Origin of the sequence: Holdemanella sp. MSK.7.32, assembly GCF_024460475.1 — a bacterium.
Taxonomy (GTDB): Bacteria; Bacillota_I; Bacilli_A; order Erysipelotrichales; family Erysipelotrichaceae; genus Holdemanella.
On sequence record NZ_JANFYN010000031.1, the window covers coordinates 1 to 26,086 of the forward strand.

A 26,086-nucleotide genomic window follows, 5' to 3' on the forward strand; every position below is an offset into this window, starting at 1 on the left:
ACAAAGAGTTATTGAATATCTACCAGGAAAGTGAAAAGGGTGATGTAAAAGTGTGTAGAGCATTAGATGAAATGTTTGAAGAATCAACAAACAAAGGAATCCAGATGGGTATCAAGCAAGGCATTGAACAAGGTGTTGAGCGTGGTGTAAAAAATACACAAATCAAAATAGCAATCAAAATGCTTGTAAGAAATAATCAAACACTTGAAGAAATCTCTGAGATTGTTGGACTGGACTTAGATGCATTAAGAGAACTAAAAAAGAGTATTTGATTGAATGGATGTGTGATCACATCCATTCTTTACAAAGTGTGAGGTGATGTAAAGGGGTGTAGAGCATTAGATGAAATGTTTGAAGAATCAACAAGCAAAGGGATCCAGATGGGGATCAAGCAAGGAATTAAGCAAGGTTTTGAACAAGGAATTGAGCAAGGAATTGAAAAAGGTGTTGAACGTGGTGTAAAAAATACACAAATCAAAATAGCGATTAAAATGCTTGTAAGAAATAATCAAACGCTTGAAGAAATCTCTGAGATTGTTGGACTAGACTTAGATGCATTGAAAGAACTAAAAAAGAGTATTTAATTGAATGGATGTGAGATCACATCCATTCTTTACAAAGTGTGAGGTGATGTAAAAGTGTGTAGAGCATTAGATGAAATGTTTGAAGAATCAACAAACAAAGGAATCCAGATGGGTATCAAACATAGTATTGCACTAAATCAATTTGAAGTATATCAAACTATGCTAGACAAAGGTTTCAATGTTAAACTATCGCATCAATCTTTGCAGTGAATGAAGAATTGATTGGAAAGCTTATGATGAAATTCAAGTGATAGGGGTGCGGATATTCGTATCCTTATTTTTTTGATTGAAATTTAGCACTCAATTGTTGACGGTGCTAAAAATTGTGATATACTAATAGCAGACAAGGAAAATGAGTGCTAGAAGGAGGTCTTCACAATGGAAATCACACAACGTCAAAAGATAATCTTTAAAACAATAGTTGAAGAGTTTACTCGTTGTGCAGAACCAGTTGGTTCGAAGACTTTAATGGAACTTCTAGATTTCCCGGTTTCATCTGCAACCATCCGTAATGAGATGGCGACACTTGAGAAGTTAGGGTTGTTAGAGAAGACACATACTTCGAGTGGTCGAATTCCGAGTCAAAAAGGCTACAGGTACTATGTTGAACATCTTATGGAAGCGGATTTGGATGCTTCTACAAAGAATGCTTTACAGCAAGTCTTTAGTGAAAGGCATTATTCGTTAGAAGAAGTTGTTCAAAAGAGCTGTGATATTTTGTCACACATGACAAATTTGACCAGTGTTGTTCTAGGACCTGATAGCAGGCATCAGACTTTACAGCATGTACAGTTGATTCCAATCAACAATCAAAGTGCTGTTGCGATCATTGTCACAGATCAAGGACATACAGAAAATAAAGTGTTCCAATTTGGTACAGATGTGTCCATGCAGGATATTCAAAATTGCACAGATTTATTAAATGACCAGTTAGTGGGAACGCCAATTGAAGATGTTGTTGGCAAAATGAAAGAAATTGAACCAATGATGGCAGCAAAACTTGTTCGACATGAAGTTTTGTTTGAAGCGTTCGTTTCAGCCTTTATGCGATTTGCGACAGAGAAAGTTGCGGTTTCTGGACGAAGCAATATGTTGTATCAGCCAGAGTTCAGTGACATCAACAAGTTGAAACAAATGATGCGTATATTGGAAAATGGAAACTTATTCCATCAATGGACGGATCAAGAGGGGAATGTAGCAATCCAGATTGGTGAAAGAAACGAGTTGTTACAAATCGGAGATTGTTCAGTATTAACGACAAAATTCCATTATAACAGCGATGAGGAAGGACAATTAATGGTTGTTGGTCCAAATCGAATGCAATATTCCAAGGTCGTAGCCTTGATGGATTATATGTCAAATGTCATCGAAGACGTCTTTGGGACAGACAAAGATAAGGGAGGTGCCAACGATGAGCAAAGAAGAAACTAAAGAAGTAAAAGAAGAAACAAAAGAAGAAACAAAAGAAGAAGTTGTTGAAGAGGCAACTGAAGAAAAGAAAGAACCTAGTTCAGACGAAATTATTGAAGGCTTGAAGGCAGAACTGGACAAGGCAAAAAATGATGTAGCACGTGCTTATGCAGATACAGAAAACATGAAGAAACGTCTACAGAAAGATGCAGATGCAACTCGAAAATATCGCTTCCAACAGCCAGCAACGGAAATCTTGCCAATTCTTGATTCAATGGAAATGGCTTTGAAAGTACAAACCGAGGATGAAGCAATTAAGAATTATGTCAAAGGTTTTGAGATGATTCATAAACAATTGAAAGGTGTGCTGGAAAAAGAAGGCGTACAGGAAATAGATGCAGCCGATAAACCATTCGACCACAATACAATGCAGGCTTTAATGCAAGAGAAAAAAGAAGGCGTTGAAAGTGGAATGGTTATTGAAGTATTACAAAAAGGATATATGTTGAAGGATCGTATTTTACGACCAGCATTAGTAAAGGTAAGCGAATAGGGAGGTAATTATCATGAGTAAAATTATTGGTATTGACTTAGGTACAACAAATAGCTGTGTTGCTGTTATGGAAGGTAAAGATTGTAAAGTAATTCCTAACCCAGAAGGAAATCGTACAACACCAAGTGTTGTTGCGTTTAAAGATGGAGAACGTATTATTGGTGATGCTGCAAAACGTCAGGCAGTCACAAATAAAAACACAATTAGTTCAATTAAGCGTTTGATGGGAACAAATGAAAAAGTAGAGGCTGAAGGAAAATCATATACACCACAAGAAATTAGTGCAATGATCCTTCAATACTTGAAATCATATGCAGAAGATTACTTAGGAGAAAAAGTAACAAAGGCTGTTATCACAGTTCCTGCATACTTCAACGATGCTCAGCGTCAAGCAACTAAAGATGCTGGTAAAATTGCTGGATTAGAAGTAGAACGTATTATCAACGAACCAACAGCTGCAGCATTGGCTTATGGTATTGATAAAACAGATAAAGAAGAAAAAGTATTGATCTATGACTTAGGTGGAGGTACTTTCGATGTTAGTATCCTTGATTTAGCTGATGGAACATTTGAAGTATTATCAACAAACGGAGATACTCACTTAGGTGGAGATGACTTCGATAACGTATTAGTAAACTGGATGGTTGATACATTCAAGAAAGATAACGCAATTGACTTGTCACAAGATCCAATGGCTATGCAACGTTTAAAAGAAGCTGCTGAAAAAGCGAAAAAAGATTTAAGTGGTGTAATGCAGACACAAATTAGCTTACCATTTATTTCAGCAGGTCCTGCTGGTCCATTGCACTTTGATACAACATTAACTCGTGCTAAATTTGATGATATGACTAAACATTTAGTAGAACGTACATTGATTCCAATTGAAAATGCATTAAGAGATGCGAAATTGTCTAAATCTGATATCGACGAAGTATTATTAGTTGGTGGATCTACTCGTATTCCAGCTGTTCAAGAAGCTGTACGCAAAGCATTAGGAAAAGATCCTAACCACTCTGTTAACCCAGATGAAGCTGTAGCTATGGGTGCTGCAATCCAAGGTGGAGTTATCTCAGGTGATGTAAATGATGTATTATTACTAGATGTTACACCATTATCATTAGGTATCGAAACTATGGGTGGAGTTATGACAGTGTTGATCCCCCGTAACACTACAATCCCAACAAGTAAATCACAGATTTTCTCAACAGCTGCTGATAACCAACCAGCTGTAGATATCCGTGTATTACAAGGTGAACGTCCAATGGCTAACGACAACAAAGAATTAGGTAACTTCCAATTAAACGGAATTGCACCAGCTCGTCGTGGAGTTCCTCAAATTGAAGTTAAATTTGATATTGATGCCAACGGTATCGTACACGTAAGTGCTACAGATAAGGGTACTGGTAAAGAACAACACATCACAATTCAAAACTCTAGTGGATTGAGTGATGAAGAAATCGATCGTATGGTTCGTGAAGCTGAAGATAACAAGGCTGAAGATGAAAAACGTAAGGAAGAAATTGATTTACGTAACAAAGCTGAAGGCTTCATTGCACAAATCGATGGAATGTTAGAAGACAATAAAGATAAGATTGATCCAAAACAAGCTGAAGAAACTAAGAAATTGCGTGATGATCTACAAAAATCTTTAGATGAAAATAACATGGAAGAAGTTAAGGCTAAATTAGACATGCTTGAAAAAGCAGCAATGCAGGCAGGACAAGCAATGTATAACCAGCCAAATGGTGATGCAACTTCACAATCAACACAAACTCACTCAGGTGATGATGTAGTTGACGGTGAATTCACTGAGAAGTAAAATAAATAAGCAACATTTGAAGTTCTAGCCCCGCTAGAACTTCTTCGTATCGTATGGAGGGATTCACATGGCAGAAAAACGTGACTATTATGAAGTGCTTGGCGTCAGCAAAAGTGCTACACCAGATGAAATTAAAAAGGCCTATCGAAAATTGGCCATGAAATATCACCCCGATCGAAATCATGAACCTGGAGCTGAAGATAAGTTCAAGGAAATCAATGAAGCTTATGAAGTATTAAGCGATGAGAAAAAACGTGCAACATATGATCAATTTGGTCATGCAGGTATGGATGGAGCCTTTGGGCAAGGTGGTGGATTCTCTCAAGGATTCACAGATTTTGGCGATTTAGGAGACATCTTCGGTTCGTTCTTTGGTGGAGGATTTGGCGGTGGAGGATCTCGCCGTTCAAGTAACCAGCCTCGACAAGGACAAGACCGTTACATGCAGATGCGCATTGATTTCATGGATTCAATTTTTGGTAAAACAGAAACGATTTCATTGGATGTGGATGAAACATGTAAACACTGTAACGGGTCTGGAGCTGAAAACCCAAGTGATGTGCAGACATGTCCTACATGCCATGGTTCTGGATATGTTATGTCTCAACAAAGAACACCATTTGGTGTGATTCAGCAACAAAGCGTATGTCCAGATTGTCATGGTACAGGTAAGAAAGTTACACGTGCATGCTCCCATTGTCATGGAAAAGGATATGAGCACCGTCGTGTAAAACTAGATATTAAGATTCCAGCAGGCATTCAATCAGGTCAACAGATTCGTATTCCTGGAAAAGGTGAAAGAGGAACAAATGGAGGGCCTAATGGCGATTTATACATCGAAATTATGGTTACGCCACATCCAACTTTCAAACGCGAAGACAACAATATCTTCATTAAAGTTCCAATCAGTTCAATTGATGCGACAATTGGATGTACGATTCAAGTACCAACAGTATATGGCGATGTTGAATTGAAAATTCCTGAAGGAACACAGCCAAACACTAAGTTCCGTCTAAAAGGAAAAGGTGTAAAATCTCGTTCAGGACAAGGGGATGAATTTGTAGAAGTACAGGTTGAAATTCCACGTAAAGTATCTCGCAGAGAAAGAGAGCTATATGAAGAATTAAAATCAGGACAATCTGAATCTCCTTTTGAAAGATTTAAAAGAGCATTTAAGTAAACGAAAAGAGCAGTTTTATTTCTGCTCTTTCTTTTTTTTTATTTTGTCAGAATCTAAGAAGAACATTGTGAATGTGGCACGAGAAAGAAGTACGTTTTCATCATTGAAGATAAATACCTCATATACTCCAGTTGTTCTTCCACTTGAGATTTCTTGGGCGATTCCAATCAATTTGCCACCACGACCAGGCTTAATATAATTAATTGTACCCGTAAGTGTAACGCTATCTCTTCCTGTCGCAAAGCTTGCTGCTCCGGCGACTGTGTCAGCCAAAGAGAAAAGGGCTCCACCATGGACAAAGCCATGTATATTTAAAATTTGTTCATCAATAATCATTTCTACCTTCGCAAAACCATGGCGAACTTCTGTTACACGCATGTCATTGCTTTGCAGAAATTGACTCGAACTATTTAGACGATCCATTAAAGCCTGCATATTTTCTTCCATAAACAACCTCCAACAATGCTTTTATTATAGCATGAAATGATGATATAATGCTTTATGTACTTAAAAAGGAGACGGATTATGGATTCAAATAATATATTTTTTAAAATCGTTGTGGGTGTTGTATTAGTTGGATACATGGCATTCATATTTTATCAAAGCTTAAAAGGTGGGCTTGCCTACAAAAAGGAATTTGAAAACTTTAAAAACTCACATAAACACTACGAAACAATGGTCGATGGTGGCTATTGGGTAGGGGTCATGGTTGCGATGGCTGTTTTGGCATTTGTTTTGATGTTTATGGCACCAAAATTAGCTTCCAATGGACAAACGTATTATTACTATTTAGCATATGGATGTATTGGACTTGTATTTTTAGGACTAGCCATTGATTCCTATACACACCGTCGTATTTATTTCACAGAAGAAGGGTTCTTCTTTGAAGATACATATTATCGTTATCGTATGCTTGCGAATTTTGAATTTAAAAATGGTATTGTGGCACGCAACTGCAATGTGTTAATGAGCAACCGCGATAAGATCGTAGTCACAAAAAAGATGGGTGAAACATTACAGGAAAAACAAAAAGCATTTAAAAAAGCTAAGAAAGAACGTCGAAAATAATGTTGTTTCTTTCGGATTTAGACGGGACTTTAATGGATTCAAACGGAAATGTCACAGATGAAGATGTGGAATGCATTCATCAATGGACACAAAAACATGCGTTTGGCTTTGTGACAGGAAGAGATCGTGCCTTTTGTGTGGCACTTGCCTCGAAGTATCAATTGTCCTGTGAATATATGATCACAGATAATGGAGCTAATGCCTATTATAAAGATAAGAATGTATATTCTTCTTTGATTGATTTAAGTGAAGGTATACGAATGTGTAAAGCGATTTTGGCATATAATTTAGATTTGTTTTATACAGACGAAGTAGGCAATCGCTATTATCCAATTTCATGTTATGGAAAAGAAAGACTTCATGTTTTTAAAAAGAAACAACCGAGTTTAGGCTTGTTTTCAGACGTGGATTTAATAGAATATTTAAATACACGGCGTTTTGGCTTAGCCAAATTGAGTGTGTATGTTGAAAAAGATTTGGATTTAATATTAAATCAATTTAGAGGATTGTTTAAAAATTATGAAGTGATGGCTACTTCAAAGGATTATATTGAAATCACAAGAAAAGGCACAAATAAATGGGAAGCCTTTTGTCATTTACCTGTCGAAGATGCGATTTTTATTGGAGATGGAGAAAATGATTTGTGTATATTGGAAAAGCTAAATGACACATATGTTATGGAACATGCACCTGAGAGTTTGAAGGCATATGGTGTGTGTGTAAAGAGTGTGGCAGAAGCCATGAATATAGAAAGCAGGAAAGAAAATGTCTAGAAAAAGAAAAAGAGGGGCCAAGGCAACGGCTGCCTCAATGGTAATGGATACATTGAAAAAAAGAGGGGCAGTGGATGAAAAGAGTGCAGTAGATGTAAGTGTATTTAAAAATTTGCCTTATGCCACTTCAACAATTAGTTATACAATTTCGAATCTAATGGAAGAGGGTGTTGTTGGTAAAACCAATGATGAAAGATTTTATTATGATGATTTAGGATTTAAAGCTTTAGAAACAAAGTTTGTACGTGGATACTCAATGATTTTTATTGTGCCTATTGTCATTGCAATCCTTGTTTATGTTCTACAAAAAGTGTTATAAAAGAGTGTCGCAGTAATGCGACATTTTCTGTAAGGAAGGAGATTTGAATGGAGAAGCCAAAATCGTTTGTGTATATCGTTTTCTGTTTAACGATTTGTCTAGCTTTTGCGGTAGGAAGTAACTACTTAATCAATACGATTACACAAGCGAATATGATATACAATTCGAATGAGCCACGTAAGATTGGCGCAACATATATGACCTACAACAATACGTTCTATTCGGTGGTCAATGAGGAAATCTCAAAAGTAGTTAAAGAACATGGGGATCAGCTGATAACTTTAGATCCAGCTATGAGTTTAAAGAAGCAGAAGGAACAAATCCAATACTTAATGGATCAACAAGTGGATGCCTTAGTGATTACGCCAGTGGATTATGATGAATTAAAAGATTCTTTAAAGCTAGCCTATAAGAAACGTATTCCTGTGATTGTGGTGGATACGGAAGTTAAGCATAATAAATATGTGACCTATAGTATTGTCAGTGATAATTATGATGCGGGCGTACAATGCGCTAAAGATATGATGAGTAAGTTGGATCATGCCAATATTGTCTTGCTTCAACATTCGACAACTCAATCTGGTTATTTACGAATTAAGGGATTTGAGGATACGATTCAGTCCAACTCAAATTATAAAGTGGTTCAGAGAATGGAATGTGAGGGACAATTAGAGAAGGCCATGCCAAAAATGGAGTCTTTTATTGAGGAAGGGATCGAATTTGATGTAGTGATGTGTCTAAATGATCCAAGCGCAATGGGCGCTATGGCCGCACTTTCATCGAACAATATGTTGGAAGGAAAGTATGTGTATGGCATAGATGGAACACCTGAGGCAAAAGAAATGGTGTCAGAAGGCAAAATGGCTGCTACTGTGGCACAATCGCCAAAGACGTTTGGAAAGAAGGCGTCAGAAGCTATTTATAAGATGTTTTCGCAAGAAAAAATCAAGAATAGAAATGAAGTGAGTCCTGTGCAAATCATCACAAAAGACAATGTTCATGATTATTCTACGGAGGGCTGGCAATGATACAAGATATAAAAAAATACAATGTATGGATTGTCTATGTCTGTATGTGGCTCTTTAGTTTTTTTACCGTTTGGTACATCGCTATTGTGATGTATTATACGTTGGTGCATGTGACACAAAGTGGCTATGCCTCAGATTTTATTAAGAATATTTCCACACTTTCTAATGTTCCCATTCGATCCTTCTATATAGCGGTATTTGGCTTTATTGGCTTGTTTTGTTTCGTGAGCATCCGTAAAAAAATTCGATTCTTTAGTCGCCATCAAATCATTCCAATTTTAATTGAACTTGGATTGAGCCTATTGATCATGAAGAATATATCTTTTAGTGCAACGTGTATTTTATTTTTGATTATTGCGGATAGCTTACTCTATGTGGATAAACCAGTTGATCGTTCAATTTGTATCATACTTGTCTTTTTAGCTTACATGCTATCCAACTATGGATATTTATCCAACTATATTCCTATGATTTCATTCCAGGAATATTTGTCGGTGTATAATTCAAAGACACAAGGCTTGTTGCTAGGGATTGAAGTGACTTTAAGCAATTTAAATATTGTGCTGTTTATAGCTTATATATTCTTGTATTTACAGAAACAAATGGATGAAACGCAGAAATTTGCGGCTTTAAATGTCGAATTAAAACGTTTAAATAATCAATTAAAAGGCTATGCGAATTTGCGAGAAAAAATGGGTGAAACCAAAGAAAGAAACCGTCTTGCCCGTGAGATTCATGATACATTAGGGCATACTTTAACGGGATTAAGTGTTGGTCTTGAAGCATGTCGAGTGATGATTGATAAGGATGTCAATGTCACAAAAGCACAATTGGGTATTTTGAAAGAGAGTGCAAAACGCGGTTTAACTGATGTCAGACGTTCGGTGGATAAGTTGAAGCCAGATGCATTAGAGCGGTATTCTTTAAAAGAAGCATTGGATATGATGATCATGGATTATCAGAAATTAACCGATGTGACCATTCTTTATTTGTGTCATTTGCCTTTGGTGAATTTGAATGCGGACGAAGAAGAAATAGTGTATCGCGTTGTTCAAGAAGGAATGACCAATTCAGTTAGACATGGGCATGCGACAAAAATTTATGTTTCGATTGCGCAGGCCGATAATAATCTGATTATAATTATAGAAGATAATGGTCAGGGTTGTAAGAATGTCAAACCAGGATTTGGCATTCATCATTTGACAGAACGTATTGACTTACTTCAGGGAAGAATACGTTATTATGGGGATAAAGGTTTTGAATTGATTGTAGAAATACCAATGAGAAGAGGAGAGAATAATGGTTAAAATCATGATTGCGGATGATCAGCAGCTCATTCGAGAAAGCTTAAAGATCATCTTAGATTCAGATCCGAATTTTGAAGTAGTAAAAGTAGTGGGCAGTGGACAAGAAGTATTGGATACATTGGAAACAGAAAGTATAGACATTATCTTGATGGATGTGCGTATGCCAAGTATGAGTGGCGTAGAGTGTACTCGTTTGGTAAAAAAGAAGTATCCAAATATAAAGGTCATAATATTAACGACTTTTGATGATGATGAGTATATTTATGATGCATTAAAATATGGAGCAAGTGGATATCTTTTGAAGGGATGTTCCTTAGAAGAGTTGAGTTCGGCTATTCATAATGTTCTAGCGGGAGGAGCCTGTTTCAACCCGAATGTGGCGGGTAAAGTGACACAGTTCTTTTCTCAGATGGCAAATTCGAATGGGGAATTTAATTTTGAACATGGAGAAGATGAACATATCGATTTGAGTGATACAGAATGTAAGATCATTGCCCAAATTGGTCATGGTTATTCAAATAAGGAAATTGCACAAAAATTAGGCTTTAGTGAAGGGACGATTCGTAACTATTTAAGTGTGATTCTGGATAAACTAGATTTAAGAGATCGTACACAATTGGCTATTTGGTATTTATCTAGGGGAAATAAATAATGGTGAAAAAAAGATTAAGAACTTTTTTGATAGCCATATTGGTGTGTTGTTTGGTAGGGACATTTTATTATACGCAAAAACCTGTTGTTTTAACGATTGGCGTATTTGCGGGTAGTAACTGGAATGTGCCTAGTCCAGATAGTGGTAAGATCATTGATAATGCGATTAAACGGTTTGAAAAAACACATCCGAATGTTCAAGTAAAATATGTCAGTGGTATCTTGAAAGATGACTATTCGGCTTGGCTTTCAAAGGAGGCTCTGGATGGAAAGCTTCCCGATGTTTTCATGGTGTTGAGTGATGATCTTTCGACGTATGCCAAAGTAGGCATGTTAGAATCACTAGATACATACATGCAGACGGATCCTGATTTTAATCAATCGCGATATTTTTCAACGACACTCAATGCAGGTAATATTTATGATCAGCAGTATGCACTTCCTTATGAGAGTTCACCCACATTGATGTTTGTGAATAAAACATTATTAGAAGAGAATGGAATTGAAATACCCAATGTCAATTGGACGTGGGATGATTTCTATGCGATTTGCGAAAAGTTGACTGTGGATACGGATGACGATGGAGAAATCGATCAGTTTGGGGAATATGGATACACTTGGGAGAATGCTCTAAGTTCGAATGGACAGGCGTTGTTTGATGAGAAAAGCATGAAGAGTACTTTGCAGAATGAGGATGTGTATTCGGCCATTGAATTTGTGCGAAAGTTAAATCTTTTAAATCGAGGTCAGAATGTTACGAGTGAAATGTTTGATAAGGGCAAGGTTGCCTTTTGTCCAATGATGTTTAGTGAGTATAGAACGTATAAGCCATATCCTTGGAGTGTTAAGAAATATTCAAATTTTGAATGGGAATGTCTTCCGATGCCGGCAGGTCCTAGTGGCTATAATGCTTCACAAATGGATAGCTTGTTATGTGGTATTAGTAAGATGTCTTCTAAGAAAAAGATGGCTTGGGAATTTTTAAAATTACTTTGTTACGACGAAACAACGCAGGAAAGTTTGTTTAAATATTCGCAGGGTGTATCGGTTTTAAAAAATGTGTCGACATCCAAAAATGTGACTAAGTATATTCAAGAAGATGCGCCATTGGATTCAAGTTATAATTTGGAATTTTTTGATGATATGATGGAACAAGCAATCACGATAAAAAAACTGGATGGCTATGATCAATTGTATTCGATGGCAGATAGTGAAATTCGAAGAGTCATTGGTACAAATGAGGATATTGAAAGTGCGATGCAAAATTTGAATGATGAATTGAATATATTATTGGAGAAACAGTAGGAAGTTAAATTTCTGCTGTTTTTTTGTTTGATTCTCCAAAAATGACATTTGTCATCTAAAAGTGGTGACATATGGAAATTGAAAAGGTTTTCATACGAGCTATAATGAATGTGTATTCTATGTGATGCTCATGTTCAAAAGTTGCATAAATATGTGAAATTGTGTGTAATAGCACTTGAAAACGCTAACATATTTATTATAAAATGTGAGTATAAGAAAGCGCGGAGGAAAAAATAATGAAATATGTAGTTATGGTAAGTCATGGTGAATTTGCACCAGGATTACACAGTGCCGTTAAAATGATGACGGGAGATCGTGAAGATGTATTGTCTACAAGCTTAAAGGACGGAATGAGCGCAGACGAATTTGCATCTAACTTTGCTGAATTGATCAAAGATTTCAAAGCCGATGACCAAGTCATTTTATTAGCTGATATTTTGAGCGGATCTCCATTCACAAACGCATTGAATGTATTGGATCAAAAAGAATTGCTACAAAATACTTTAGTAATTGCTGGTATGAATATGCCACTAGCAATCACTGCTGTATTAATGAAAGACAACTTTGATAATGTACAAGATTTAAAAGACACATTATTAAGCGAAGGTCGTACAGGATTAACTGATTTTACAGTTGCTTCTGATGATGACGACGAAGATCTATAGGATTTGGCTATAACGCATATAGCGAAGGCATAAACAGAATAAAGGAGGACATATAATGATTAGTTTTATTCGTGTTGATGATCGTATTATCCACGGTCAGATTGTTACAAGATGGTCTAAAGAATACCCTTGTGATGGAATTATCGCAGTTAACGACAAAGCTGCAACTACACCTGTATTGACACAGTCATTCAAGGCTAGTACAGACAAGAAAGTATTTGTTTGGACAAAGGAACACTGGAGAGAAAAAGCAGAAACAGTTAAGAATTCTAATAAAAAATATTTCTTAATCACTAAAAACCCAGTGGATATGAAAGAATTGTTAGTAGACGATGGATTCGTACCTAACGATGTTAAAACCGTAGTTATCGGACCATGTAATGATCGTCCAGGAGCTACAAAATTAGGTCAAAACCAGTCAATTACTCAAGAAGAAGCTGAAGCATGTGAAGCTTTGACAAACGCTGGTTACACAGTATTGTTTGCGTTATTAAAAGAAACTGCAATCGGTACTTGGGACAAATTTAGATCTAAATTTGGTTACTAATAGTGGGAATAGTAAACAGATTGAGATAAATAAAAGAAAAAGGAGAGATTTATAATGAGTTGGTTACAAGCAATTTTAATCGGACTTATGAGTTGTACAGCAGCTAGTACTATCGCTTGCTTAGGTACAACAGTAGGTAACTACACTTTGAACCGTCCTTTGGTTGCATCATTATTCGTAGGTTTGATCCTAGGTGATGTATCTGGATGTATTCAAATTGGTATTCCAATGCAGGTAATGTGGATCGCATTGGTTACACCTGGTGGAACAGTCGCATCTGACTTACGTGCCGTAAGTTACATTGGTATTCCATTGGCTTATGTTGGAGCAAAAGCCGCTGGTATGGATTTTGGAGGAAATGATGCTCAAGGTTTAGCATCTAGTATCTCAGCCATGACTGGTGTAATCGGTATTACTTTATTCTACGGAACAGCTATGATGAACCTTATTTGGCAACACTGGGGCTGGGCTCAATTGGATAAAGGAAACTTAGATTGTTTAGGAAAAGTTGATGTTGTTCTCCCACTAATTTCACACTTTGTATTATCATTCTTGCCAGTTACTTTACTTTGCTACTATGGATCTGGAGCCGTAGCTGAATTGTTCCAGAGCTTAAATACTGAAGTATGGTATGTAAAAGCCATCTTATCAGTAGGATCAGTACTTCCTGCAGTAGGTATTGGTATCTTGTTAAAATCAGTAGTATCTAAGACTTCTGACTTGATTTACTTCATGTTCGGATTCGCTTTAGCTGCTTCTATGAGATTAACATTAATTGCTGCTACAGTTGTTGGTGGTGTATTCGCATTGATTAACTACCAAATGACAATGATGAAAGCTACAGGTGCTGTTGGTGGTGCATCTGCAGACTATGATGACGAGGAGGACATTTAATTATGAAAAAGATTTCTAAGAAAACATTAAATAGTTCTTTCTGGCGTTGGTGGTATGGAAACTTAACATGTTTCTCACACGAACACATGCAGACATTTGGTTACATGTGGTCAATGCTTCCAATTATTAAGGAATTATATCCTACTCGCGAAGAACAATCAGAAAAAATGACTACTTACTACCCATTCTTCAATACTGAACCTCAGATTGGATCTATCGTAGTTGGTATCACAGCTGGTTTGGAAGAAGCTCGTGCAAACGGAGCTGAAGGAATCGATGATGAAATGATCAACGGTATCCGTGCAGGTCTAATGGGACCTTTGGCAGGTATTGGTGACTCATTGATCGTTGGTACTTACATTCCTATCTTATTAGGTATCGCATTAGGTTTCGCAGAAGGTGGATCACCTTTAGGACCTTTATTCTATATCATCGTATGGAACGCAACTTCAATTTGGTTCCAAAAATTCGTATACTTCAAAGGTTATGAATTAGGTGGTAGTGCTGTTGAATTGTTAGTAGGACAAAAAGCAACTGCGTTCCGTGAATCTGTATTGGTTATGGGACAAGTTATCGTTGGTGCGATGGCAGCTTCTTGGGTATCAATTTCAACTAACTTAGTAATTACACAATCTTATGATGCAGAAACTGGTAAATTAACAGACGTAACATTAGGATCTAAATTAGATGGAGCTTTCCCTAAGATCTTAACAATGTTATTCGTATTGTTTGCTTGGTGGTTAATGGCTAAGAAAAACATTACTCCAATTAAAGTATTGTTATTGTTCGTAGTTATCGGATTCGTAGGATCTGTTGTAGGATTCTTAGGATAATCACTTAACACAATTAAAGGCGGGCTTAACTTGTTAGGCCTGTCTTTTTTTCTTATAATAAGTATATGTATATTTGAAAAGGAGCGTTAATTATGAGTTTGAGCCGCAAAGAAAGAGATCAGCTTGCAGAAGTCATTCAAAGAGAAAATGAAATGGTATTAAAAGTGGGAAGAATGGTCAGAAATGCCTTTATTCTTACACTTGCTTTTGGTGCTGTTACATATTGGGGATGGTCAGGGATGACAGATCCAATGTTTCCTAATATTCCAATGAGTGTACGTAATGTAGCTAAATGGATTGCTTTGATTGGTTTGATTTTATCGGGTTTATTTACTGTTTTAGGATTTATATCTCATAGAAATGGAAAGAAAAGTGTATTAAAGAAGATTGATTTGTACGAAGAAAAGTAAAGATTTGTATATTTTAGTTTAATACAATTTAATTTTAACTAAAAACAACAATAAATGTGTCAATTATACACATAATTTCACACAATATAACTATACCTATCACTTTATTCTTTAGTAATATATTGTTGAGCCAAAGATAGTGGCTCACTTCATAATCAAATTCCCTTTCTTAAAACTTTCTTGAGAAGCCCCGCTAAAGGGGCTTTTCATTTGCTTTTTTGAAAGTTGGACATACAAATAGTAGTTGCGATATAATAATATGGATGAAAGAAGTGTAATTTTTATGGAAGATAAAATACGAATTATAATGTATTCAAGTGCAGATAAAGTGGATGGCCAAGGTGTAGGTAGTGCCTATGAAGAACAGGTCAATCTAATTAAAGAAGGGGCGAGCGATATCTTTGAAGTGGGTATCAACAACTGGATCAAAACGCCAGATATTCAGCATTTCCATACAGTGGATCCTACTTTCTATGTGAAGATGCAAAATCATAGAGCCGCTAACATTGCCTATTGTCATTTTTTACCAGATACTTTAGAAGGTAGCTTAAAAATTCCAGCACCTTTATTGAATGTATTTCGTTCTTATTTGATTCAATTCTATAAGAGTGCGGATCGCTTGGTCGTTGTAAATCCAAGTTTTATTGATGCGTTAGTCGAATATGGTATTGATCGAGAAAGAATTTACTATATTCCTAACTATGTATCTAAGGAAAAATTTTATCGTAAATCCGATGAGGCGTGTGCTGCCATTCGTAAAAAGTATGGTGTAGACAAGGATGCTTTTGTGGTATTGGGTGCAGGACAGGTACAAACGCGTAAGGGTGTACTTGATTTTGTGGATGTTGCCAAACAAATGCCAGACGTCCAATTCGTATGGGCTGGAGGCTTTTCTTTTGGACGTATTACCGATGGATATGAGGAATTGAAGAAGTTACAGGAAAATCCACCTGAAAACTGTAAATTCTTAGGGATTGTTCCTAGAGAAGAAATGGTGGATCTATATAATATGGCGAATGTGCTTTTTGTGCCAAGCTATAATGAATTATTTCCAATGACGATTTTAGAAGCGGTGAACTTACATGTTCCATTGGTGCTTCGTGATTTGGATTTATATAAAGATATCTTATTTGATCGTTATATGCATGCCGATGATAATGAGGGTTTTAAAAATTGTCTGTTAAAATTGAAAAATGATTCAGATGTATATGCGAAGTATCAAAATGAGAGTCGTTTATTGAGTGAATTCTATTCGAAAGAACACGTATTGAATATGTGGAGAGAATTCTATTTGAGTGCTTATAAGGATAAACAAGAGGAATTATTAAACAAGAAAAAATAGGGGTTTTTATGAAAAAACAGAAGTACGCACTAAATCTGTTACTTATTCTTGCTTTAACGGGATTTGCCCTGTGGTTTGCGTTAAAGGATAATTTTCATCAGGTTTTAAAGTGCATTTCACAAATGAATCTGTTAAGCCTTGTCATAGTCTTATTGTGGGGGGTTCTTTTTACGGCGGTCTGGGGATTTGTATACTACGTATTAGGTAGAAAGTATACGGATCATTATACGCCGGGTAAAGGGATTCTTGTGGCCTTTATTGGTTCTTTCTTTTCGGGGATTACTCCGAGTAGTACGGGTGGACAGTTTGTTCAGGCCTACATTATGAAGAAGCAAGGAATCAAAGTGAGTGATGGAGCCAGCTTGTTGTGGGCTGATTTCATTATTTATCAGACGACAATGATGATTTATGTTTCGATTCTGTTTCTCTTGCGTTTTGCGTATTACAGTGCTCAATCCGCATGGTTCAATATTATATTGTTGGGCTATATCATCAATGCAGTGGTTGTTGTAGCGTTATATACAATTGCGTTATTTCCTAGTATTTATATCAAGCTCTCGCGTATTTTAGTTAAGGTATTAACGAAGCTGCATGTTTTAAAGAATCCAGATAAGACATTGGATTCTTGGACTCTACAAGTCACGAGTTTTACTCGTGAAATTAAGGTGCTCGCAAAAGATAAGAAGAGTATCTTACTTTGTGTATGTATTAATGTGGTGCGTTTATCACTCTATTATTCATTGCCATTTGTGATTGCACTAGCCCTACATATTCCATTGAAGATGAATGAGTTTATTGATGTCATGGCTCTATCTAGTTTTGTGACGATGGCCAATAGTTTTATTCCAATTCCTGGCGCAAGTGGGGGTACGGAAGTTGTCTTTTCATTGTTGTTTAGTGGCATGATGAAAAATTTAACGGGCGCCGTTTTAGTATTGTGGCGTTTTTCTACGTATCACATAGTGTTGATTATTGGTGGAATTTTATTTGTGTTTGTGAAGAATCATTATGAGAGAAAAGAAAGTAAGATCAATTTAGAAGGGATGTAGTATATGCGAATCGGACTATTTACAGATGCATATTTACCGGATATTAATGGGGTTGTTTCAAGTGTGGCAACCCTTAAACACGCTTTAGAAGAGCTGGGGCATACGGTATTTATTATTACGAATCATAGGGGGACAAAGATTGTAGAAGATGAGGATGGTCATATTCTTCGTTTACCGGGTCTTGAAATCAAGAAGTTTTATGGTTATAAGATGTCGAGTCCACTACAGTTTAGTGCGGATGCCTACATTGAAAGAATGGACTTGGATGTCATTCATATTCAGACGGAAGCGGGTGTAGGTATGTTTGGTCGTCAGATGGCGAAGGTTTTGCACATTCCTATTGTATACACGTATCATACGATGTATGAGGATTATACGCATTATTTTAATCCGCTTGATTTTGATTCGGTTGAAAAATTAGGAAAGAGTGTGATTCGTACTTTTTCTCGTGTCATGGCCAATGGTTCGCAGGCAGTGATTGCGCCGAGTGAAAAGACGAAGCAGGCTTTATTGCAGTATGGTGTAATAGCACCTATTTATATTGTTCCGACAGGTTTGGATTTGTCGGAGTATGATCGTAAAAATTTAGATGAAAATAGAGTTCAAAGTATTCGTGAAGAGTTAGGTTTTACAAGTGAAGATCGTATTGTGGTCTTTGTAGGGCGTATTGCCAAAGAGAAGGCAATCGAAATTCCGATTGAGGCGATAAGTAAAAATAACGATCCACATTTACACTTAGTCATTGTGGGTGGTGGTACGGATATGGAGTATTACCAGGATTTGGCTAAGAAGTATAATGTTGAAGATCGTGTGCATTTTACGGGTAAGATTCCTAAGGAAAATATTGCCTATTATTATGCGGCTTTCGATTGTTTTGTATCCGCTAGTTTATCGGAAACACAAGGGATGACATATATTGAGGCTTTAGCGAGTGGCCTATTAGTGTTTGGTCGTCGTGATGAGGTGTTGAAGGATTTGGTGGATGAAGGCAAGTCTGGATATTATTTTGATGATGCCAATGAGCTAAGTCAAAAGTGGGATGTTTTCTTTAGTAAATCCCAAGAAGAAAGAGATGCATTAAGAGCGTATTGTATTTCTAAAACAGCGCCTTATACAGAGAGTATGTTTGCGCATAAGGCTTTGAGTGTTTATAATCAGGCGATTGATGATTATAAGCGTGCCTATCATGTGGAGCGCATTCGTATGGTGGATGATTTTGTTCGTTTAACGGTAATGCGTGATTGTGATAATGAACCAGTCAAAGTAATGATTCCAACGGATGATTTCTTTGACTTAAAGATCACAAAGGATACAATGTTAGATGCATATTTGATTGACAACTATTTGGATATGCAGTTATTCTATAAGGCGTTTGAGTTAATGAAGAAGCGTGTTTTCTCAAATGATTATACGTCGTATCAAATGGTGCAATATGGAAAGAAATATTTGGGTCTAGATGAAGATCAGGCTTTGGATATTATTCATGAATTTATGGAACGTCATTGGATCGACGATAAGGAGTATGCCTTTGATAAGGCGCAGGCTTGGCATTCGTATGGTCAGCCTAAAATGCAGATTTGTCAAAAGCTAAAAAGAGCAGGCATCGCGGATGATGTAATTGAGGATGCTTTGGCAAGTTTGGATGTGGAAACAGAGCGTAGTAATGCGATCAAATTGGCTCGTCGTTTAGCGCATTCGCTAAAAGAGCAGTCGAGTCGCATGCAAAGGCAGACGCTAGTGAATAAGTTAGTGACGAAGGGATATTCGTTTGAATTGGCAAAACAAGTCTCGGAGTCGATTGAATTGGATGAAAATGATGATGAGGCACTACAAAGAACGATTGCGAAAGCGAAGCGTTTATATGCGACGTTTGATCAGCCTAAGCGTAATCAGAAGATTCAGACGTATTGTGTTCGTAAAGGATTTAATATATCAGCTATAAAAGAGGTTTTGGAAGGGGAAAGTGAATGAGAATTAATGAGATTACTCAGGAACAAAAAGTAAATATTAAGTGTTTGATTTCAAAGTGTGACAAGGGAAAAACCGTGAAGGATACACCTTATTTGTCTTTGATTTTAGAGGATGCAACGGGTGTATTGGATGCGAAATTTTGGAATTTAACGAATGAGCAGATTGAGCAGTATAAGGTGGGTCAGATTGTTGAGGTATTTGGAGATTCGATCATTCATAGAAATGCCGTTCAGTTAAGAGTGAGAAAAATGGTGGTCTTAGAAGGTGAAGATATTTCGGATTATGTAAGATTAGCGCCTATGTCTCGTACGGAAATGGAAGAGGAAGTAAAGACTTTGATGAATGAGATCACGGACTCAAATCTATATTGTGTGGTTGAAGAAGTATTAGAAGAAACGAAGGATTTATTCTATACATATCCGGCTGCCACAAGAAATCACCATAATTTTGTGGGAGGACTTGCCTATCATTCAATTAGTATGGCGCGTGTAGGACTAGATATTTGTCGTCAATATCCATTCTTGGATAAGGGATTATTGATTGCGGGTATCTTGATGCATGATGTTGGAAAGATTGATGAGTTGAGTGGTCCGGTTCTTCCTGAATATACAAATGAGGGGAATTTGTTGGGGCACATTAGTATTATGAATAATCGTTTGGATCGTGTGGCTGAAAAGCTGGGTGTAAACGATAAAGAGAGTGTTTTATTGTTGAAGCATATGATTTTGGCGCATCATGGAAAGATGGAGTTTGGATCTCCTGTCCTTCCTATGATTCCAGAAGCGGAAGTGTTAACTTTATTAGATAATCTAGATGCGCGTATGTATATGATGAAGCAGAGTTTAGATACAACGCAGCCAGGTCATTTTGGGCCTCGTGTCTTTGCGTTAGAAGGTCGTATGATTTATCATCGAAAAGGAGAAGATGAAGAATGAAAATAGGTTTTGTATCATTGGGATGTTGTAAAAACTTAGTGGATTCTGAACAGATCATGAGTATGATCAAGAGGGGTGGTCATGAAATTGTGGCCAATCCTAAGGATGCACAGGCTATTATTGTGAATACTTGTGGTTTTATTGAGAGTGCCAAAGAGGAGAGTATCAATACGATTTTCAAAATGGCGAAGTATAAAGAGAAAAATTTAGAAAAATTAATCGTGTGTGGTTGTTTGGCACAAAGATATACAGATACATTAAGGGAAGAGATTCCTGAAATTGATGCGGTTATCCCAATTCGTGAGTATGATACTTTGGCAAGTCAGCTACAGAAGCTTTTAGGTTCAGATACATTATTGGATAAGGCTGAACGTGTGATTACGGGAAATCCTTGGCAGGCGTATGTAAAAATCAGTGATGGTTGTTCGAATCGTTGTGCGTATTGTGCAATTCCTTTGATTCGTGGAGATCAAAAGTCTCGTACAATTGAGGATATCATGGAAGAGGTCAACTATTTGGCAAGTATTGGAGTGAAGGAATTAACTTTAATAGCCCAAGATACAACGAAGTATGGTTTGGATAATTATGGGAAGTTGATGCTTCCTGAATTATTGCGTCAAGTATCTAAAGTAGAGGGTCTTCATTGGATTCGTGTTCTGTATATGTATCCGGATGAAATTGTGGATGATGTATTGCAGGCCATGAGTGAGAGTGAGAAGATTGTTCCTTATTTTGATATTCCTATGCAGCATGCGAACAATCGTTTGTTGAAATTAATGAATCGTAGAGGTCCAAAAGAGGATGTATTAAAGATTGTGGATAAGATTCATACGATGTTTCCAAATGCGACTTTGCGTACAACTATGATTGTTGGTTTCCCTACAGAAACGGAAGAAGAGTTTGAAGAACTTGTGGATTTCATTAAGGAAATCAAATGGGATCGTATGGGTGCTTTCACATATTCGAAGGAAGAAGATACGCCTGCTTATGATATGGATGGTCAGATTGATGAAGAGATTCAAAATGAGCGTTTGGCTAGATTGATGGCGGTGCAAGAAGAGATTTCAAAAGAGAAGAATCAGGAAAAGATTGGTAGGGTCATTGAAGTTCTTGTCGAGGAAAAAGAAGGTTTGGTGGATCGTTATCGTGGAAGAAGTGCTGCGGATGCACCGGATGAAGTGGATGGTCAGGTCATCTTTACAAGTGATGAGCCTTTAGAATTAGGTTCTTTTGTGAAGGTAAAGATCACGGATGCCAAATCTTATGATGTTTACGGTACATGTGTAAGCGAATAGTGGGATTGGATCCCATTGTATTTGAGGATTCTAGAATATTGATTGTGGGTTCTATGCCAAGTGCAATTAGTTTGAAGGAACAGATGTATTATGCGAATAAAAATAATCGGTTTTGGAAGATATTAAAAGAAATCTTTCAAACAGAAGACAAGATTAAATTATTAAAAGTATCGCATATTGCACTTTGGGATATTTGTCATTCGTGTATAAGAAAAACGAGTGCGGATAGTGAGATCAAAGATATTGTGCCAAATGATATTCCAAAATTATTAGATTCATATAAAAACATTGAGAAGGTCATTTGTAATGGAAGGACAAGTCAGAATACGATGCAGAAATATTTTCCGAATATTGAAACGGTATATTGTCCTTCGACTTCGAGTGCCAATGCACAGTTTTCGTTAGAACAATTGATTGAAATATATAAGAAGGAGTTTTATGAATAAACTATATTGGGCAAAAGTAAAGGCGGATGCGAAGGTTCCGCAAAAACGTTATGAAGATGCAGGATATGATTTATATCCTTGTTTTGAAGAAGATTATATGGTGATTGAGCCTCATGAAACGAAGTTAGTTCCATTGGGTGTGGCAAGTGCTTTTGATCCAGAGTTTGTGATGATTTTAAAAGAGCGTGGTTCAACGGGAACAAAGGGAATTGCGCAAAGAAGTGGTGTCATTGATTCGGGTTATCGTGGTGAATATATGGCTCCAGTCACAAATTTGAATACGAAGCGTGTGGTTATTAAAAAACAAGATGTAGAGTATAAGGAAGATGCGATTATATATCCATATGAAAAGGCAATTTGTCAGGGTGTATTATTGCGTATGCCTCAGTTAGAAAGTGAAGAAATTTCATTTGAAGAACTTCAGTCTATGGAGTCTGAAAGAATGGCCGGAAAGTTAGGAAGTTCAGGAAAATAATGAGGTCTATTGTCCTAAAGACAATAGATCTTTTTTTATGCAAAATTTCATTAAAAAAAGGATGATTTTTCGATATTATAACCGGTTTATAACCTGGCGAAGATTATACTAAATTCGAATAATGAAAGGGTTATATCGATAACTATAATAAAGGAGGACTTTATATGCTAAAGAATTTGAAAAAAGCAGCCGCAATTGTATTATCATTTGCGATGGCCGTTCAGTTTGGCTTAGCAGACTCTTACTATGTAAATGCGGTGGAAGAACCGGTTGAACCTCAACAAGAGGAAACAACAACGACTGCACCACAAGAGCAAGAGGAAGTGCCAACAGCTGAAGAAGAAACCCCTCAACAACAGGAAGAACAACAACAACCTGCAGTAGAGGAATAGCAGCCTGCAGCAGAAGAAGCACAGCCTGTAGCAGAAGAAACATCACAAGATGATTCGACTAATGATGAAAATCAAGCTAGTAATGAAGTTAAATCAGCTCCAGTGATGGCATCTATGCTTGCAGATAATCCTGCTGCAACTTATTCAGTAGAATTTAAAGATCAAAATGGAAACTCTTTAGGTTCAAAAACTGTAACTGTAGGAAATGTTGCAGATCAATTTCCTGGAGGAAAAGAAACTATTGGTGACAAGACTTATTCATATATTGAAGCAAGAGTTGTTAATGTCGCAAATGAAAAAGAGTATACGCCAATTACTTATGTAGCAGTATACGATGGTGTCACATACTATAGTACAAACTCTGTAACTGGTTCTCCTCTTGATACAACTAGCGAAAAATTAGTAGTTGTATTAAAAGAAGATGTAACTCAATATAGTGTTAAGTATACATTAACAGTGGATGGTACAGATAAGTCTAGTGAAATTGCAAATTACATTGCTCTTGAAGGTAGTGAAAGCACAGTTGATACAGGAACTAGTTTTTCATTCTTAGTAAAACCAAACAAGGGATTTACAGTTAAGAGTGTAAAACAAGACGGTAAAGTTTTAACGGCTGATGGAACAAAGTATACAACACGTAATGTTGTGGCTGATTCAACAATTTCAATTGAGCTAACTGAAAAGAAGAAAGCTAAAATTACATTTACTGGATCAAATACGACATTCACATATAACGGGAAAACACAAAATACTGGCAATAATTATAGTCATAATTTAACTTTATCAAGTACATACGAAACAAGTGTAACAGAATTAAATTTTAAATTACTTGGTTATCTAGAATGGACTTCTAATAGCAAGGAGTTAAATAAACTAGCAATTAGTTTGACTTATGATGGAACAAGTTCATTAACAGGAAAATCCATTAATATTCCAACAAAGCCTGGAGAAACAGTAGAAACAACTTTAACAGATTCTTTAACAGCAGTTGTTAAAAAATCATCAACTAAACAATCTATTGGAAGTGGTCAATATTCATATGAATATAATGTAACATTGCGTTCTACTAAAAATATTTATGATGATATTAAAATTACGACAAACTTTAAAGATTCTACAAGTGCTGAATTGTTTGTGACATCAATTGTTGGTGTTACTTCAATTTATGTGAATAATAAAGAGTTGGATCCATCAAATTCAGATGCAAGTTTTATTAATTTAAACTCAAATGAGACTTATACATTCAAATTTAACGTGTTACCAGGATATGTGCCTGATGCAAGCAAAATCAAAGTGACTGGAACAGTGGATGGTGATGATATAGGAACTGTTAGTATTAAAAATAATACGGGTTCTGATAAAGCAAAATATCCATATTATTTTACTATTAAAGCAGCTTATGGAAAGACGGATTATCGAATCCAAGTAACAGCTATTCAGTCAGAATATAAATTTGTTTATAAAGCAGATGGTATCTCTTCATCTAATAAGTTAAAAGGTGGAGAAGAAACAGCGATAACTGCACAAAGACCTAAAAAAGAGAATTATGTATTTAAGGGTTGGAAGATTGATTCAGATGAATCTGGTAAGGTTTATACATCTAAAGAAGTTGTAAAAGTAAATGATTTAATTCAATATTCAAAATGGGATGAAAACGAAAAGTTATCAAAAATTACTTTCACTCCAGTTTGGATTGAAGCAGACAAAGCGCAGCAGGTTACATATAGAGTAGTAGTACACTTTGATGATGGAACAGAAGACAAAGTATATGAAGCAACTACAGCTCCTGGCAAAGATGTTAAAGTATTTAGAAGCAAATTAGATACAGCCTTAGGCATTGATACTAATGAATATTATGTAGATCCAAATCAAAGTTTTGATCTTCAAAATGTTAAAGATGGAGATACAATTACAATTAATTATTGTAAGAGAAAAGAAATAGTAGTAAATCCTTTAAATGATGTGCCTTACAATGGTGAAAGTCAAAAACAAGAACCTGTTGTTACAATTAAAGATGATAATTCAAAGGTATTGCAAAAGGATGTTGATTATACATTATCATATAGCGAAGATACTAAAAACGTTGGAACTGTAACTGTAACAGTAACAGGTAAAGGTTTATATAAAGGTACACAACAAGTAACATATCAGATCATTCCTAAGAGTGTGACAGTAACAGCCAACAATAAATCAAAGGTATACGGAGCTGAAGATCCAGAATTAACAGCAACAGTAGCTGGAACTCTTGGAGATGATAAAGTTGAATACACATTGTCAAGAAAAGCTGGAGAAAATGTAGGTAAGTATACAATCACACCAAGTGGTAAAGCTGAACAAGGAAACTACTCAGTAACTTACAATGAAGGTGAATTTGAAATCAAGAAATCTGGAAGTCTAACAATTGACGCAGATCTTGACGGGGAACACCGTGAAAAAGAATATGATGGAACACCATTGACAGGCGGAGCCCATGCATCGATCACAGAAGGAACAACAATCAGTTATTCAGTAGATGGTGGAGAATGGACAACCGAAGTTCCAAGTATTAAAAATGTAGGAAGCGTAACAGTCAAGGCGAAAGCAGAAAATGACAATTACAAGACTAAGACAGTCGAGTATACATTGACAGTCACACATAAACCAGTGACAGTAACAGCCAACAATAAATCAAAGGTATACGGAGCTGAAGATCCAGAATTAACAGCAACAGTAGCTGGAACTCTTGGAGATGATAAAGTTGAATACACATTGTCAAGAAAAGCTGGAGAAAATGTAGGTAAGTATACAATCACACCAAGTGGTAAAGCTGAACAAGGAAACTACTCAGTAACTTAC

The 26,086-nt window shown here is 36.4% G+C and carries 28 protein-coding genes and 1 pseudogene; 28 read left to right on the forward strand and 1 reads right to left on the reverse strand.

Features of this window, described 5'->3' with window-relative positions:
* The 7 genes and pseudogenes from NE544_RS07975 to dnaJ all read left to right on the forward strand — a co-directional run.
* A pseudogene (locus NE544_RS07975) lies at window positions 1–272 on the forward strand (hypothetical protein); the annotation flags it as partial.
* Between the two features lie 75 nt (window positions 273–347).
* Complete coding sequence (locus tag NE544_RS07980; RefSeq protein ID WP_256268969.1) at window positions 348–584, forward strand: hypothetical protein; 237 nt, start codon at window positions 348–350, stop codon at window positions 582–584.
* 54 nt (window positions 585–638) lie between these two features.
* Window positions 639–794 carry a hypothetical protein gene (locus tag NE544_RS07985; RefSeq protein WP_158570515.1) on the forward strand — a complete coding sequence of 52 codons (156 nt, stop codon included), beginning with the start codon at window positions 639–641 and terminating at the stop codon, window positions 792–794.
* A gap of 168 nt (window positions 795–962) precedes the next feature.
* Window positions 963–2,015, forward strand: coding sequence for a heat-inducible transcriptional repressor HrcA (hrcA, locus tag NE544_RS07990; protein WP_256268970.1), 1,053 nt, complete (start codon window positions 963–965; stop codon window positions 2,013–2,015).
* Window positions 1,996–2,547, forward strand: coding sequence for a nucleotide exchange factor GrpE (grpE, locus tag NE544_RS07995; protein ID WP_256268971.1), 552 nt, complete (start codon window positions 1,996–1,998; stop codon window positions 2,545–2,547). The genes hrcA and grpE overlap by 20 nt, the downstream gene beginning before the upstream one ends.
* 13 nt (window positions 2,548–2,560) lie before the next feature.
* Entirely contained in the window at window positions 2,561–4,366 is a 1,806-nt protein-coding gene (dnaK, locus tag NE544_RS08000; protein WP_118115291.1) for a molecular chaperone DnaK, read from the forward strand.
* A 67-nt stretch (window positions 4,367–4,433) separates the two neighbouring features.
* Window positions 4,434–5,546: a molecular chaperone DnaJ gene (gene dnaJ, locus NE544_RS08005; protein WP_256268972.1), complete on the forward strand. Its 1,113-nt coding sequence runs from the start codon at window positions 4,434–4,436 to the stop codon at window positions 5,544–5,546.
* A gap of 15 nt (window positions 5,547–5,561) precedes the next feature.
* Here dnaJ and NE544_RS08010 read toward each other — a convergent pair whose 3' ends face one another.
* Window positions 5,562–5,993 carry a PaaI family thioesterase gene (locus tag NE544_RS08010; protein WP_256268973.1) on the reverse strand — a complete coding sequence of 144 codons (432 nt, stop codon included), beginning with the start codon at window positions 5,991–5,993 and terminating at the stop codon, window positions 5,562–5,564.
* A gap of 78 nt (window positions 5,994–6,071) precedes the next feature.
* Here NE544_RS08010 and NE544_RS08015 point away from each other — a divergent pair, with 78 nt between their 5' ends.
* From NE544_RS08015 to NE544_RS08115, 21 genes are all read left to right on the forward strand, one after another.
* Window positions 6,072–6,614, forward strand: coding sequence for a hypothetical protein (locus tag NE544_RS08015; RefSeq protein ID WP_256268974.1), 543 nt, complete (start codon window positions 6,072–6,074; stop codon window positions 6,612–6,614).
* A complete protein-coding gene (locus tag NE544_RS08020; RefSeq protein ID WP_256268975.1) occupies window positions 6,614–7,387 on the forward strand; it encodes an HAD hydrolase family protein in 774 nt (257 codons plus the stop codon). The genes NE544_RS08015 and NE544_RS08020 overlap by 1 nt, the downstream gene beginning before the upstream one ends.
* A complete protein-coding gene (locus NE544_RS08025) occupies window positions 7,380–7,706 on the forward strand; it encodes a hypothetical protein (RefSeq protein ID WP_117925586.1) in 327 nt (108 codons plus the stop codon). The genes NE544_RS08020 and NE544_RS08025 overlap by 8 nt, the downstream gene beginning before the upstream one ends.
* A 47-nt stretch (window positions 7,707–7,753) precedes the next feature.
* The gene (locus NE544_RS08030) at window positions 7,754–8,734 is read left to right on the forward strand and encodes a sugar ABC transporter substrate-binding protein (protein ID WP_256268976.1); all 981 of its coding nucleotides are present in this window, start codon (window positions 7,754–7,756) and stop codon (window positions 8,732–8,734) included.
* The gene (locus NE544_RS08035; RefSeq protein WP_256268977.1) at window positions 8,731–10,041 is read left to right on the forward strand and encodes a sensor histidine kinase; all 1,311 of its coding nucleotides are present in this window, start codon (window positions 8,731–8,733) and stop codon (window positions 10,039–10,041) included. Before NE544_RS08030 ends, NE544_RS08035 begins: the two co-directional genes overlap by 4 nt.
* Window positions 10,034–10,693, forward strand: a complete 660-nt coding sequence (locus NE544_RS08040) for a response regulator transcription factor (RefSeq protein WP_256268978.1) — start codon at window positions 10,034–10,036, stop codon at window positions 10,691–10,693. The genes NE544_RS08035 and NE544_RS08040 overlap by 8 nt, the downstream gene beginning before the upstream one ends.
* Before the next feature lie 41 nt (window positions 10,694–10,734).
* A complete protein-coding gene (locus NE544_RS08045) occupies window positions 10,735–11,997 on the forward strand; it encodes a sugar ABC transporter substrate-binding protein (protein WP_256268988.1) in 1,263 nt (420 codons plus the stop codon).
* 236 nt (window positions 11,998–12,233) lie between these two features.
* Window positions 12,234–12,662, forward strand: a complete 429-nt coding sequence (locus NE544_RS08050; RefSeq protein ID WP_256268979.1) for a PTS sugar transporter subunit IIA — start codon at window positions 12,234–12,236, stop codon at window positions 12,660–12,662.
* Between the two features lie 55 nt (window positions 12,663–12,717).
* Window positions 12,718–13,209, forward strand: coding sequence for a PTS sugar transporter subunit IIB (locus tag NE544_RS08055; protein WP_003866136.1), 492 nt, complete (start codon window positions 12,718–12,720; stop codon window positions 13,207–13,209).
* Window positions 13,210–13,263: 54 nt separating this feature from the next.
* Window positions 13,264–14,103, forward strand: coding sequence for a PTS sugar transporter subunit IIC (locus NE544_RS08060; RefSeq protein ID WP_256268980.1), 840 nt, complete (start codon window positions 13,264–13,266; stop codon window positions 14,101–14,103).
* 2 nt (window positions 14,104–14,105) lie between these two features.
* The gene (locus NE544_RS08065) at window positions 14,106–14,936 is read left to right on the forward strand and encodes a PTS system mannose/fructose/sorbose family transporter subunit IID (protein ID WP_217292954.1); all 831 of its coding nucleotides are present in this window, start codon (window positions 14,106–14,108) and stop codon (window positions 14,934–14,936) included.
* Between the two features lie 92 nt (window positions 14,937–15,028).
* Complete coding sequence (locus NE544_RS08070; protein ID WP_118011076.1) at window positions 15,029–15,346, forward strand: hypothetical protein; 318 nt, start codon at window positions 15,029–15,031, stop codon at window positions 15,344–15,346.
* A 283-nt stretch (window positions 15,347–15,629) separates the two neighbouring features.
* Window positions 15,630–16,688, forward strand: coding sequence for a glycosyltransferase family 4 protein (locus tag NE544_RS08075; protein WP_256268981.1), 1,059 nt, complete (start codon window positions 15,630–15,632; stop codon window positions 16,686–16,688).
* 8 nt (window positions 16,689–16,696) lie between these two features.
* Window positions 16,697–17,737, forward strand: coding sequence for a lysylphosphatidylglycerol synthase transmembrane domain-containing protein (locus NE544_RS08080; RefSeq protein ID WP_118115280.1), 1,041 nt, complete (start codon window positions 16,697–16,699; stop codon window positions 17,735–17,737).
* Window positions 17,738–17,740: 3 nt separating this feature from the next.
* On the forward strand, window positions 17,741–19,708 hold the full coding sequence (locus NE544_RS08085; RefSeq protein WP_256268982.1) for a RecX family transcriptional regulator: 1,968 nt from the start codon (window positions 17,741–17,743) through the stop codon (window positions 19,706–19,708).
* On the forward strand, window positions 19,705–20,643 hold the full coding sequence (locus NE544_RS08090; RefSeq protein WP_256268983.1) for a 3'-5' exoribonuclease YhaM family protein: 939 nt from the start codon (window positions 19,705–19,707) through the stop codon (window positions 20,641–20,643). The genes NE544_RS08085 and NE544_RS08090 overlap by 4 nt, the downstream gene beginning before the upstream one ends.
* Window positions 20,640–21,938, forward strand: coding sequence for a 30S ribosomal protein S12 methylthiotransferase RimO (gene rimO, locus NE544_RS08095; RefSeq protein WP_256268984.1), 1,299 nt, complete (start codon window positions 20,640–20,642; stop codon window positions 21,936–21,938). Before NE544_RS08090 ends, rimO begins: the two co-directional genes overlap by 4 nt.
* Window positions 21,923–22,384, forward strand: a complete 462-nt coding sequence (locus NE544_RS08100) for a DNA-deoxyinosine glycosylase (protein ID WP_256268985.1) — start codon at window positions 21,923–21,925, stop codon at window positions 22,382–22,384. The genes rimO and NE544_RS08100 overlap by 16 nt, the downstream gene beginning before the upstream one ends.
* Complete coding sequence (locus NE544_RS08105; RefSeq protein WP_117572489.1) at window positions 22,377–22,859, forward strand: dUTP diphosphatase; 483 nt, start codon at window positions 22,377–22,379, stop codon at window positions 22,857–22,859. The genes NE544_RS08100 and NE544_RS08105 overlap by 8 nt, the downstream gene beginning before the upstream one ends.
* A gap of 164 nt (window positions 22,860–23,023) precedes the next feature.
* A complete protein-coding gene (locus tag NE544_RS08110) occupies window positions 23,024–23,251 on the forward strand; it encodes a hypothetical protein (RefSeq protein WP_256268986.1) in 228 nt (75 codons plus the stop codon).
* Window positions 23,252–23,365: 114 nt separating this feature from the next.
* Window positions 23,366–26,086 (forward strand): MBG domain-containing protein (locus NE544_RS08115; protein ID WP_256268987.1); only part of this gene is annotated, 2,721 nt, incomplete at its 3' end.

Excerpts from the sequence above, each read along its gene's own strand:
- NE544_RS08070 (WP_118011076.1), top strand. The coding sequence starts at position 15,029 with ATGAGTTTGAGCCGCAAAGAAAGAGATCAGCTTGCAGAAGTCATTCAA.
- NE544_RS08010 (WP_256268973.1), bottom strand. The coding sequence starts at position 5,993 with ATGGAAGAAAATATGCAGGCTTTAATGGATCGTCTAAATAGTTCGAGT.
- NE544_RS08050 (WP_256268979.1), top strand. The coding sequence starts at position 12,234 with ATGAAATATGTAGTTATGGTAAGTCATGGTGAATTTGCACCAGGATTA.
- rimO (WP_256268984.1), top strand. The coding sequence starts at position 20,640 with ATGAAAATAGGTTTTGTATCATTGGGATGTTGTAAAAACTTAGTGGAT.
- NE544_RS08015 (WP_256268974.1), top strand. The coding sequence starts at position 6,072 with ATGGATTCAAATAATATATTTTTTAAAATCGTTGTGGGTGTTGTATTA.
- NE544_RS08060 (WP_256268980.1), top strand. The coding sequence starts at position 13,264 with ATGAGTTGGTTACAAGCAATTTTAATCGGACTTATGAGTTGTACAGCA.
- NE544_RS08040 (WP_256268978.1), top strand. The coding sequence starts at position 10,034 with ATGGTTAAAATCATGATTGCGGATGATCAGCAGCTCATTCGAGAAAGC.
- NE544_RS08085 (WP_256268982.1), top strand. The coding sequence starts at position 17,741 with ATGCGAATCGGACTATTTACAGATGCATATTTACCGGATATTAATGGG.
- NE544_RS08075 (WP_256268981.1), top strand. The coding sequence starts at position 15,630 with ATGGAAGATAAAATACGAATTATAATGTATTCAAGTGCAGATAAAGTG.
- NE544_RS08105 (WP_117572489.1), top strand. The coding sequence starts at position 22,377 with ATGAATAAACTATATTGGGCAAAAGTAAAGGCGGATGCGAAGGTTCCG.
- NE544_RS08030 (WP_256268976.1), top strand. The coding sequence starts at position 7,754 with ATGGAGAAGCCAAAATCGTTTGTGTATATCGTTTTCTGTTTAACGATT.
- hrcA (WP_256268970.1), top strand. The coding sequence starts at position 963 with ATGGAAATCACACAACGTCAAAAGATAATCTTTAAAACAATAGTTGAA.
- NE544_RS08020 (WP_256268975.1), top strand. The coding sequence starts at position 6,614 with ATGTTGTTTCTTTCGGATTTAGACGGGACTTTAATGGATTCAAACGGA.
- NE544_RS07980 (WP_256268969.1), top strand. The coding sequence starts at position 348 with ATGTTTGAAGAATCAACAAGCAAAGGGATCCAGATGGGGATCAAGCAA.
- NE544_RS08065 (WP_217292954.1), top strand. The coding sequence starts at position 14,106 with ATGAAAAAGATTTCTAAGAAAACATTAAATAGTTCTTTCTGGCGTTGG.
- NE544_RS08100 (WP_256268985.1), top strand. The coding sequence starts at position 21,923 with ATGTGTAAGCGAATAGTGGGATTGGATCCCATTGTATTTGAGGATTCT.
- NE544_RS08110 (WP_256268986.1), top strand. The coding sequence starts at position 23,024 with ATGCTAAAGAATTTGAAAAAAGCAGCCGCAATTGTATTATCATTTGCG.
- grpE (WP_256268971.1), top strand. The coding sequence starts at position 1,996 with ATGAGCAAAGAAGAAACTAAAGAAGTAAAAGAAGAAACAAAAGAAGAA.
- NE544_RS08025 (WP_117925586.1), top strand. The coding sequence starts at position 7,380 with ATGTCTAGAAAAAGAAAAAGAGGGGCCAAGGCAACGGCTGCCTCAATG.
- NE544_RS08035 (WP_256268977.1), top strand. The coding sequence starts at position 8,731 with ATGATACAAGATATAAAAAAATACAATGTATGGATTGTCTATGTCTGT.
- NE544_RS08055 (WP_003866136.1), top strand. The coding sequence starts at position 12,718 with ATGATTAGTTTTATTCGTGTTGATGATCGTATTATCCACGGTCAGATT.
- dnaK (WP_118115291.1), top strand. The coding sequence starts at position 2,561 with ATGAGTAAAATTATTGGTATTGACTTAGGTACAACAAATAGCTGTGTT.
- NE544_RS08090 (WP_256268983.1), top strand. The coding sequence starts at position 19,705 with ATGAGAATTAATGAGATTACTCAGGAACAAAAAGTAAATATTAAGTGT.
- dnaJ (WP_256268972.1), top strand. The coding sequence starts at position 4,434 with ATGGCAGAAAAACGTGACTATTATGAAGTGCTTGGCGTCAGCAAAAGT.
- NE544_RS08080 (WP_118115280.1), top strand. The coding sequence starts at position 16,697 with ATGAAAAAACAGAAGTACGCACTAAATCTGTTACTTATTCTTGCTTTA.